Raw genomic sequence first — 10,710 nt, 5'->3', positions numbered from 1 at the left:
CGTGCCAAAGATTGTCAGGCGAAATCACCGGTCAAAACCATGCATCATATTCAGGTGAAGCGCTGGGGCAATATCATCATGCTGGAGCTTGAATCCAGTGCGTTCCTTTATCATATGGTGCGCAATATTGTCGGTGTCCTGCTGCCAATCGGGGAGGGGCACAAGCCGGTGGAGTGGATGGCTGAAGTGCTGGCTACCCGCGACCGCAAGCAGGCCGGGGTGACCGCGCCCGGAGAAGGGTTGTACTTTGTCGGTGTGGATTATCCGGAACAGTTTGATATTCCCTGTAAGCCTTATGGTCCGGCGCTGCTTGAGCCGGTTCTGAACCTGATCTGAATCGCACCTGATCCTCTTGCTGGGCAATGCTGGCGTGGTGAATGTCAGCGCCTGCCTTGCTATCATGCCGGCTTTATTGTCCGGAAGTTGTTATGTCTGCCTCCTATCGACGCACCCGAATTAAAATCTGTGGTCTGACCCGTGCCGAAGATGCCGCTGCCGCTGTTGCAGCAGGGGCTGACGCCGTTGGTCTGGTTTTTTATGCGCCCAGCCCGCGCGCGGTCGATATCGCCATGGCGCAGGCGGTGGTGGCAGCGGTTCCGGCTTTTGTTACTGTGACGGCGTTATTTGTCAATCCGGATGCTGCTGAGGTGCAAAAGGTTCTGGATAGCGTTAGAATCGACCTACTTCAATTCCACGGTGATGAAGAACATGACTTCTGCAGTCAATTCAATCGTCCCTACATCAAAGCCCTCCGTGTCCGGCAAGCGTCGGATGTGGTGGAGGCGTGCCTGCGCTTCCCAGGCGCACTGGCAATTCTGCTAGACAGCTATAAGCCGGGTGTTCCCGGCGGTACCGGCGAAACCTTCGATTGGGCGCTGGTACCTGATCAGCAAACCAAACCAATTATTCTTGCCGGTGGTCTGACCCCCGAAAACGTAGGCCTTGCTATCCGCCAGGTGGCTCCCTTTGCAGTGGATGTCAGTGGCGGGGTTGAAGCGGCCAAGGGTGTGAAAGATCACGGCAAAATGACAGCATTTGTTAATGAGGTGTACTGTGTCGACCAACAATCCTTTTGATCTCGACCTGCCTGATGCGCGTGGCCATTTTGGTATTCATGGCGGCCGCTTTGTTTCTGAAACCCTGAGCGCTGCGCTTGATGAGTTGGAAACAACCTACAAAAAACTGCGTGACGATGCCGATTTTCAGGCCGCTTTCGATAAAGACCTGGCCCATTATGTCGGCCGTCCGTCGCCGCTGTATCTGGCCGAGCGACTGACCGCCCATTGTGGTGGTGCGCAGATTTATCTGAAGCGTGAAGACCTGAACCACACCGGTGCGCACAAGATCAACAACACCATTGGTCAGGCATTGCTGGCCAAGTTTATGGGCAAAAAGAAAATCATTGCCGAGACCGGTGCCGGTCAGCACGGTGTGGCGTCCGCGACGGTTGCCGCGCGTTTTGGTCTTGAGTGCAAAGTCTTTATGGGCTCGACTGACGTTGAGCGGCAAAAGCTGAATGTATACCGTATGAAGCTTTTAGGCGCCGAAGTTGAAGCGGTGGAGTCCGGTACCAAAACCCTGAAAGACGCCATGAACGAAGCCATGCGCCACTGGGTAACCAACGTCGATGATACTTTCTACATCATTGGTACCGCCGCTGGGCCGCACCCGTACCCGATGCTGGTGCGTGATTTCCAGAGTGTGATCGGCCGCGAAGTACAGCGTCAGAGTGTTGAGCAGTTCGGCCGCCAGCCGGATGCGCTGGTTGCCTGCGTTGGCGGTGGTTCTAATGCGATCGGTCTGTTCCACCCTTACATCAAACATCCCGAAGTGGCTATGTACGGTGTTGAAGCCGGCGGTCTGGGGCTGGACGGCGACGATCACGCTGCGCCGTTGAGCAAAGGCCGTCCGGGTGTGCTGCATGGTAACCGTACTTATCTGATGGAAGATGAGAATGGCCAGATTATGGGTACGCATTCCATTTCCGCCGGTCTGGATTATCCGGGCGTGGGCCCTGAGCACAGCTGGTTGAAGGATGTTGGTCGCGCCCAGTATGTAGCGGCAACCGATGATGAGGCGCTGGATGCCTTCCATAAGCTGACCCAGCTGGAAGGTATTATGCCGGCGCTGGAGTCTTCCCATGCGGTGGCTTATGCGATGAAGCTGGCGGCAACTATGAAGCCGGATCAGGTGATTGTTGTGAACCTCTCCGGTCGTGGTGACAAGGATATTCATACCATTGCCACGCTGGATGGAGTCACCGCTTAAGCCGTTCGGTGCTATTGCGCTCGAAGCTACGGCGTTAAGAAACAGCTCAAGATGCTCATGTAGGAGATATACACTCCGCTCTTTCGCTGTTTCTTGCCTTGTATCTTCATCGCTCATAACGCCCCGTGCCTCTGGGGTGTAGTAGCCAGAAGACCAAGCAAAAACAATTTTATCGCTCAGCGGAGATGTCCGCTGAGGTTAAACAGAATTCAGGAGACTGAGATGTCCCGTATTAAAAATGCATTTGCCAGCCTGGAAGCTCAGGGTAAAAAAGCGCTGATTCCCTACATTACTGCTGGCGACCCACAGAAAGACGCGACCGTACCTATGATGCGCGCACTGGTTGACGCCGGTGCCGATATCATTGAGCTGGGCGTGCCGTTTTCCGATCCGATGGCGGATGGCCCGACCATTCAGCTGGCCTGTGAACGTGCGCTGGCGCATAACACCTCACTGCACGATGTACTGGCGATGGTGGCGGAGTTCCGTACAACCAACAGCAACACGCCCATCGTGCTGATGGGCTATCTGAATCCGGTTGAGCGCATGGGCTACGAAACCTTTGCCGCCGCTGCGGTTGAAGCCGGTGTTGATGGCGTGTTGATGGTTGATCTGCCGCCGGAAGAAGCGGTGGATGTTGAAGGGTTCTTCAAATCCCGCGATCTCGACATGATCTACCTGATCGCGCCGACCACCAAAGACGAGCGTATTGAGCGTATCGGCCATGCCGGCAGCGGCTATGTCTATTACGTATCGCTGAAAGGCGTAACCGGTTCCAAAGCGTTGGATGTCGATGATGTTGCGCGCAATCTGGAGCGTATCCGCAAGCATGTTTCTATTCCGGTTGGCGTGGGTTTCGGTATCAATACCGGCGAAACCGCAGCGGCCGTCAGTAAGGTCTGTGATGGGGTGATTGTGGGTTCTGCCATCGTTAACCTGATTGCGGCTAACGCTGATAACGCCAAAGCGGCGCAGGATGCGGTATCTGCTCTGGTTGGCAGCATGCGCACAGCGCTGGATGCCTGAACGCATGAGCTTTGATGTTCAGACCGCCGGCCTTGAGCAGTGGTTGCAGCGACTGGAATCCATGCACCCGAGCGAGATCGATCTGGGTCTTGCGCGGGTGAAGGCGGTGGGCGAGCGGCTTGGCTGTCTGCGCCCGGCGCCGCTGGTGATTCTGGTTGGCGGCACCAATGGTAAGGGCACAACCTCGGCATTGCTGGCCGCTTTACTGCGCGAGCAGGGGCTGAATGTCGGGGTTTATTCATCGCCGCATATCCGCCGTTATAACGAGCGGGTTGTGCTGAATGGCGTGGAAGCCTCTGACTATGAACTCTGTGCCAGTTTCCGTGCGGTTGAGGCGGAGCGTGGTGATACCAGTCTGACCTATTTTGAGTTTGGTACCCTGGCTGCGCTCAACTGGTTTCAGCAACAGCAGGTGGATGCCTGTGTGCTGGAAATCGGTCTGGGCGGACGCCTGGATGCGGTGAATATTGCTGAGCCGGATATTTCCGTGGTAACCAGTATTGGTCTTGATCATCAGGCCTGGCTTGGGGATACGCTGGAGCAGATTGCTTACGAAAAAGTCTCCATTGCCCGGCCCGGGCAAACGCTGGTGTGTGGTCAGCCACAGCCACCGGCAACGGCAAAAGAAACCGCTGATGCTATTGGTGCACAGTGGCTGTGCCGTGATGAAGATTTCTTTATCGGGCGCTCTGAGCAAGGGTTAGAGCTGCGTTTTGTGCAGAATGGTGAATTGCATACCTGGCAACTGCCGGGGGCGCATATTCCTTATCATAATGTCGCGACTGCGGTGCAGTCTCTGGCGGTGCTGGGGCAACTTCCGGAGCAAGCTGTCGTTGCCCGTGTGGTTGGCTCGTTACAGGTCGCCGGTCGTTTGCAGCACTATGTGCGCCAGAAGGCGGAGCAGCGTCTGCAGCTGACACTGGATGTTGCGCATAATGAGCAGGCCGCGGCCTATATCGGCGCTCAGTTGCAACAGGTGGATGGCATTGTGCTGGGGATGCTGGGCGATAAGCCGGTTAATGAAGTGATTCAGGCTTTGCCGGCCAGTGAACACTGGTATCTGGCCGGACTCGAAGGGCCCCGGGCGCTGAGTTCGGAACAGTTGCTGGAACGTGCGCAGGCATTAACGGCTAAGGCGGCTTACTGTTTTGAATCGGTCGCCGCGGCTCTGGATGCGCTACCGGCCAGTGGTCACTGGCTGGTGTGTGGCTCTTTTTATACGGTAGAGGCCGCGCTGGAGTGGATGCAGCAACAGGAGGCAGAAGGGAAGGGGCAATGGAACAACATCTGAAAAAACGCATTCTCGGTGCCTTTGTTACGGTGATCGCGGTGGCCATTGCTTTGCCAATTGTACTGGATGGTTCGCGCAGCCAGCTGGCCTTGCAGAGCGATATTCCACCGATGCCGGATATGCCGGAATGGTCCCGTGTTGAAGATGAACGCCGGGTCCGTATTGAGTTGGAGCAGCTGGCTTCTGGCGAAGCCGCCGCGCAGATTGCAGTGCCGGACACGGATGTGGTTGAACAGAACGACCCGGCCCCTCCGCGTGGACAAAGCGACCGTACCGAGCTCGACAGCAACCAGTTGCCCTATGCCTGGACGCTGCAGCTGGGAGCTTTCTCGGAACAGAAAAATGCCTTTGCATTGCGCGATCAGCTGCGTGCCAAAGGTTACAAGGCGTACACCCAGGAATTTACCGGCGATAAGCTGACCCGGGTTTACGTTGGGCCGGAGCTGCAGCGCAGCCAGATCGAAACCCTGCAGAAACAGCTGCGCAAAGAGCTGAAGCAGCAGGATATTCATATCAAACGTTACCGTGCCGAATCCTGAGCCGGCCATTCTTCCGGCCGGTTTTATCTCTGGCCGGCGAAGCCGGAAAGCATGTAACTTCGCTGCCTCAGGCCAAGTACTGCTTTCCTAAGCGGGCCGCTTTGGTATACTGCGCGCTTTCCAATTTCCAGCTCCGGGGCGATCAATGGCGGTAATTGATTGGGTGATACTGGCCGTACTGGCGGTATCGAGTCTGATCAGTCTGAAGCGTGGCTTCGTCAAAGAAGCTCTGTCTCTGGCCAGCTGGATAGCAGCGTTTATCATTGCCCGTCTGTTCAGCGGCAACCTCGCGACTCTGTTGGACGGAGTGGTGGAAACCAACTCGGTACGCTGGATCCTTGCCTTTGTTATTTTATTTGCCGGTACGGTCACCATCGGCGCCATGGTAAATCACCTGTTGGTCGAAATGGTGCGTATGACCGGCCTGGGCGGTACCGACCGGGTGTTCGGTATGGTGTTCGGCCTGATCCGTGGCCTTGTGGTGCTGGTTGCCATCGTCTACGGCCTGCAGTTTACGTTAGTGCCCCAGGATGCCTGGTGGCAGGACTCAACCTTTATTCCTCATCTGACCACGCTGGCTGACTGGGCACGTAAAACGCTGCCGGGCGCTGCAGATCAGGTGATGTCTCTTACCAATTAGTTTTTAGTTTCTGCTGAGGTTATACGCGCATGTGCGGAATTGTGGGGATCGTTGCCAAAACCCATGTTAATCAGGCCATCTATGATGCCCTGACGGTGTTGCAGCATCGCGGCCAGGACGCTGCCGGTATTGTTACCAGCTTTGAAAATAAGCTGTTTCTGCGTAAGGATAACGGTCTGGTCAGCGACGTGTTCCGTACCCGTCACATGCAGCGTCTGACCGGTAATATGGGGATCGGCCATGTGCGTTACCCGACCGCCGGCAGCTCAAGCTCAGCGGAAGCTCAGCCGTTTTATGTGAACTCACCGTACGGTATTACTCTGGCGCATAACGGCAACCTGACCAATACCGAACAGCTGGCGGATGATATTTATCGCGAAGATCTGCGTCATATCAACACCACCTCCGACTCGGAAGTATTGCTTAATATTTTTGCCCATGAACTGCAGGAACAGAAGCAACTGCAGCCATCGCCGGAAGTGATTTTCAAAGCAGTGAAAAATGTTCATCGCCGTATCCGTGGTGGCTATGCTGTCGTCGCCATGATCAGCGGTTACGGCATTGTGGCTTTCCGTGATCCGAACGGTATCCGCCCGGCGATCTTTGGTCGCCGCGATACCGCTCAGGGGCCGGAATACATGGTGGCTTCTGAATCGGTAGCACTGGATGCGCTGGGCTTTAAACTTGAGCGCGATATTGCTCCGGGTGAAGCCATTGTTATTACCGAAGAAGGCGAACTGTTTACCCAGCAATGTGCAGAAAATACCTCGCTGACGCCCTGTATTTTTGAACACGTTTATTTTGCCCGTCCGGACTCCATCATTGATGGTATTGCCGTGTATAAAGCGCGTTTGCGTATGGGTGAAAAACTGGCGGAAAAAATCATGCGCGAGTATCCGGAGCATGATATCGATGTGGTTATTCCGATTCCGGATACCAGCCGTTCTTCGGCACTGGAGCTGGCGAATAAACTGGGCGTGAAATATCGCGAAGGTTTTATGAAAAACCGTTATATCGGCCGCACCTTTATTATGCCGGGTCAGCAGCAGCGTAAAAAATCGGTTAAGCAAAAACTGAACGCGCTGGATCTAGAATTCCGCGGTAAAAACGTTCTGCTGGTTGACGATTCTATTGTGCGCGGTACCACCTGCGAACAGATTATTGAAATGGCACGTGAAGCGGGTGCCAATAAAGTGTACTTCGCCTCGGCGGCACCTGCTGTGCGTTACCCGAACGTTTACGGTATCGACATGCCGGCGAAAGAAGAATTTATTGCCCATGGCCGCAGCACCGATGAAATTGCCAAAGAAATCGGTGCCGACTGGCTGGTGTATCAGAATCTTGATGACCTGATCAGTGCCTGTCTGGAAGGCAGTAAAACCGAAGCGCGCTCGTTCGATTGTTCGGTCTTTACCGGCGAATATGTGACCGGCGATATCAATGAAGCCTACTTTGATCGTCTGTCACAGTTGCGTAACGATGCCAGCAAAGGCAAGCGTGCAGCGGTAGAAAATGTTGCCATTGATCTGCACAACGAAGCAGAGTCCTGAAGCTGAATTCCGGGAAACAGGTGTGCTATGAACGATTTTTCGCAATTTAATGATCGTTATCAGTCAGATCTCGAAGGCTGCGCCTTTGAGACGCTGGCTGTTCGTGCCGGTCAGGTACGCAGTGCAGAATGCGAACATTCTGAAGCGATTTTTCCGACCAGCAGTTACGTGTTTAATTCTGCTGCTGAAGCCGCAGCGCGTTTTGGTGGCGAGTCAGCGGGTAATGTTTATTCGCGTTACACCAATCCGACGGTACGTACCTTTGAAGATCGTCTGGCAGCACTGGAAGGCGGCGAGGCCTGTGCGGCAACTTCTTCCGGTATGGCGGCTATTTACGCGGTGGCGATTGCTCATCTGAAAGCCGGTGATCACGTATTGTGTTCAGCCAGTGTGTTCGGCAGCACTATTATGCTGTTCGAAAAATTCCTGCGTAAATTTAATGTGTCGATCGATTATGTCGATCTGCTGGATCTGAACGACTGGAAAAATAAAACCCGGGAAAATACCCGTTTATTTTTTCTGGAATCACCATCCAACCCATTAAATGATGTGGCTGATCTGGAAGGCATTGCTGCGATCGCCAAAGAGGCTAACGCTTTATTTGTGGTTGATAACTGCTTCTGTACTCCGGCGTTGCAAAAACCCTTGCTGTGGGGTGCCGATCTGGTGGTGCATTCTGCCACTAAATACATCGATGGGCAGGGACGTTGTATCGGTGGTGCGGTTGTTGGTTCGTCAGAGTTGATTGAACCTGTTATTGGTGTACTGCGTTCAGCAGGTCCGACCATGAGCCCGTTTAATGCCTGGGTGTTCACCAAAGGTCTGGAAACATTGTCGCTGCGCATGAAAGCGCACAGCGAGAATGCAATGCAGCTGGCGCAATGGCTGCAGCAGCATCCGAAAGTAAAAACCGTAAATTATTGCGGTCTGGAAAATCATCCGGGCTATGCTCTGGCGAAAAAACAGCAGAGTGGTTTTGGCGGTGTTTTATCCTTTGAAGTGATTGGTGGCCGTGAAGAAGCCTGGAAGGTGGTGGATGCCACCCGCATGATTTCTATTACCGCTAATCTCGGTGATGTTAAAACCACCATTACTCACCCGGGTACCACCACACATGGCCGGTTGAGTGAAGACGAACGGCAGAAAGCCGGTATTTCTCAGGCGTTGCTGCGTGTTGCTGTGGGTCTGGAGAGTATCGATGATATTCAGCGCGATCTGGCCCGCGGTCTGGACGCACTGTGAATATCCGCGAGTAAAAAAGAACGGGAATAACCCAGGTTATTCCCGTTTTTTTTGGTCTCATTTTTCCCCGTACGGTTATCAGTCTGACCATTCTTTACGCGCAATTCTGTGCTTCTTTCCTCAGCCTGAGTGTCTGCCCATTTCCCTGCAACCCTGAGTCACTTATGCTTGAGCTTTATGACGGGCAGTAACAGGAAACACTATGACCACTCCTATTCAACGTGCGCTTGAGCAACTCAGTGCTGTCATTCTCGGTAAAGAAGAGCAGCTCAAGCTGGCGCTCAGTTGTCTGCTGGCCCGTGGTCACCTGCTGATTGAAGATTTGCCCGGCATGGGCAAAACCACCTTATCCCACGCTCTGGCTGGTGTGCTGGGTCTGCAATATAACCGCATTCAGTTCACCTCTGATTTATTGCCCGCCGATATTCTTGGCGTCAGTATTTTTGAGCGTGAAAGCGGTTCGGATGTTGGCCGCTTCCGTTTTCATCCGGGGCCGGTGTTCACCCAGTTATTACTGGCCGATGAAATTAACCGCGCAACGCCTAAAGCACAGAGTGCGTTGCTCGAGGCGATGGAAGAAGGGCAGGTGACGGTGGAAGGGGAAACCCGGCCACTGCCTATGCCGTTTTTCGTGATCGCCACACAAAACCCGGTGTCGCAATCGGGAACTTTCCCGTTGCCGGAATCTCAGCTCGACCGTTTTTTAATGCGTATTCAGCTGGGCTATCCCAATGAGAAGGCTGAACGCGAACTGCTCGAAGGACGTGACCGCCGCACCATGGCCAGCAACCTCAAGCCGCTTTTAACCACGCAGGAATTAGCGCAGCTGCAACAGCAGGTAAACAGCGTGCAGGCCTCGGCCAGTGTGCTGGACTATGTGCAGCGCATTATTGCTTTTACCCGTTATGAGGGGGGCTTTCAGTACGGTTTATCACCGCGCGGTGCGCTGGCTTTGCTGCGCAGTGCCAAGGCCTGGGCTCTGGTGGATGGTAACCGTCAGCATTTGCTGCCAGAGGATATTCAGGCGGTGCTGCCGGCGGTGGTTGATCATCGTCTGGCAGAAGCGGCCGATGGCGGCGCGCACAGCGTATCGCAACGTATCCTCAATACGGTGCCGGTTCTGGTATGACGACACTCGCCAGTCGCTGGCGCGCGCGCTGGAAACGCTGGCTCGACCGGCGTATTCCGCCGGCGCCTCAGGTAACGCTTAATCATAAGTCCATTTTTATTCTGCCAACCCGTACCGGGCTGCTGTTCACGCTGTTGCTGATTGTCCTTCTGCTGACGGCGATTAACTACCAGAACAGCCTGATTTACGGCCTGACCTTCTGGCTGTTCAGTGTGTCGCTGGCGGCGATGATGTTCACTTTCCGTAACCTGTCCGGACTGACGCTGGCGGCCGGGCGGGCGTATCCCTGTTTTGCCGGTGATGTGATTGAGTTACCGCTGCGCCTCATCGCGGCTCCCAAGCGCTTTCATGAAGCCTTATTGCTGGGTTTTCCCGACAATCCGGCACAACTGACCGATGTCGATACTGCCCAGACCCGTACGCTGGCGCTGAGTTTCCGCACTCATAAGCGTGGGCCGCTGCAGGCCGAACGTTTGCGGCTGGATTCACGCTTCCCGCTGGGGCTGTTCAACACCTGGACCTGGATCAAACTCGACTTTAACGCGCTGGTTTATCCGAAACCGGAAACCGTGCCCTTTGTGTTTGCCGCCGGTGAGCAGGGCGATAAGCTGGCCGGAGCGCCATCCAGTGTGTCCGGTCAGCAGGATTTTCAGGGGCTGCGAAATTATCAGCCGGGCGATTCCATGCGCCAGATTGCCTGGAAACAGCTGGCCCGCGGCAAAGGTCTGGTGAGTAAAGATTTTGACCATGACGAAGGTGCAACCTGCTGGCTCGACTGGGATGTGTTGGCGCCACAAAGCACCGAGGTGCGCTTGTCACGTCTGTGTGGCTGGGTTTTACAGGCGCATCAGCTGGGCTGGCGTTACGGTCTGCGTCTGCCGGGTAAAGACATCGCTCCGGATCACAGTGACGGTCATCGTGACCGCTGTCTCGAAGCGCTGGCCCTGTATGGTTTTGACCGGGGGGCGCTATGAGCCGAAGCGGGGGCTTAATGAGCAGTGCCGGTCATCCGAATACCGATCTGC

10 protein-coding genes and 1 pseudogene are annotated in these 10,710 nt (G+C 54.8%); all 11 read left to right on the top strand.

The window, feature by feature from the left end; translation table 11 throughout:
- Window positions 1-336 (top strand): annotated as a pseudogene (locus B3P58_RS00320) (tRNA pseudouridine(38-40) synthase TruA); the annotation flags it as partial.
- Window positions 337-428: 92 nt separating this feature from the next.
- Window positions 429-1,076, top strand: coding sequence for a phosphoribosylanthranilate isomerase (locus B3P58_RS00315; protein WP_230332022.1), 648 nt, complete (start codon window positions 429-431; stop codon window positions 1,074-1,076).
- Window positions 1,042-2,268: a tryptophan synthase subunit beta gene (gene trpB, locus B3P58_RS00310; protein ID WP_145468879.1), complete on the top strand. Its 1,227-nt coding sequence runs from the start codon at window positions 1,042-1,044 to the stop codon at window positions 2,266-2,268. Before B3P58_RS00315 ends, trpB begins: the two co-directional genes overlap by 35 nt.
- A gap of 222 nt (window positions 2,269-2,490) precedes the next feature.
- Window positions 2,491-3,294, top strand: coding sequence for a tryptophan synthase subunit alpha (trpA, locus tag B3P58_RS00305; RefSeq protein ID WP_230332023.1), 804 nt, complete (start codon window positions 2,491-2,493; stop codon window positions 3,292-3,294).
- 4 nt (window positions 3,295-3,298) lie between these two features.
- Entirely contained in the window at window positions 3,299-4,585 is a 1,287-nt protein-coding gene (locus tag B3P58_RS00300; protein ID WP_230332024.1) for a bifunctional folylpolyglutamate synthase/dihydrofolate synthase, read from the top strand.
- Window positions 4,570-5,124, top strand: coding sequence for an SPOR domain-containing protein (locus B3P58_RS00295; RefSeq protein ID WP_230332025.1), 555 nt, complete (start codon window positions 4,570-4,572; stop codon window positions 5,122-5,124). Before B3P58_RS00300 ends, B3P58_RS00295 begins: the two co-directional genes overlap by 16 nt.
- Before the next feature lie 145 nt (window positions 5,125-5,269).
- The gene (locus tag B3P58_RS00290; protein ID WP_145468875.1) at window positions 5,270-5,764 is read left to right on the top strand and encodes a CvpA family protein; all 495 of its coding nucleotides are present in this window, start codon (window positions 5,270-5,272) and stop codon (window positions 5,762-5,764) included.
- A 29-nt stretch (window positions 5,765-5,793) separates the two neighbouring features.
- Entirely contained in the window at window positions 5,794-7,314 is a 1,521-nt protein-coding gene (gene purF / locus B3P58_RS00285; protein WP_230332026.1) for an amidophosphoribosyltransferase, read from the top strand.
- A 27-nt stretch (window positions 7,315-7,341) separates the two neighbouring features.
- Window positions 7,342-8,556: an O-succinylhomoserine sulfhydrylase gene (locus tag B3P58_RS00280; RefSeq protein WP_230332027.1), complete on the top strand. Its 1,215-nt coding sequence runs from the start codon at window positions 7,342-7,344 to the stop codon at window positions 8,554-8,556.
- A gap of 202 nt (window positions 8,557-8,758) precedes the next feature.
- Window positions 8,759-9,685 (top strand): AAA family ATPase, encoded by a 927-nt coding sequence (locus B3P58_RS00275; protein WP_145468872.1) that lies wholly within the window; start codon window positions 8,759-8,761, stop codon window positions 9,683-9,685.
- Complete coding sequence (locus tag B3P58_RS00270) at window positions 9,682-10,659, top strand: DUF58 domain-containing protein (protein ID WP_286715096.1); 978 nt, start codon at window positions 9,682-9,684, stop codon at window positions 10,657-10,659. The genes B3P58_RS00275 and B3P58_RS00270 overlap by 4 nt, the downstream gene beginning before the upstream one ends.
- Window positions 10,660-10,710: the final 51 nt, after the last annotated feature.

It is taken from the genome of Thalassolituus sp. UBA2009, from assembly GCF_002335285.1.
Classification (GTDB): Bacteria; Pseudomonadota; Gammaproteobacteria; order Pseudomonadales; family Oceanobacteraceae; genus Venatoribacter; species Venatoribacter alkanivorans.
Note: the sequence above shows the minus strand (reverse complement) of the source record. Positions and strands in the feature narration are given on the sequence as shown.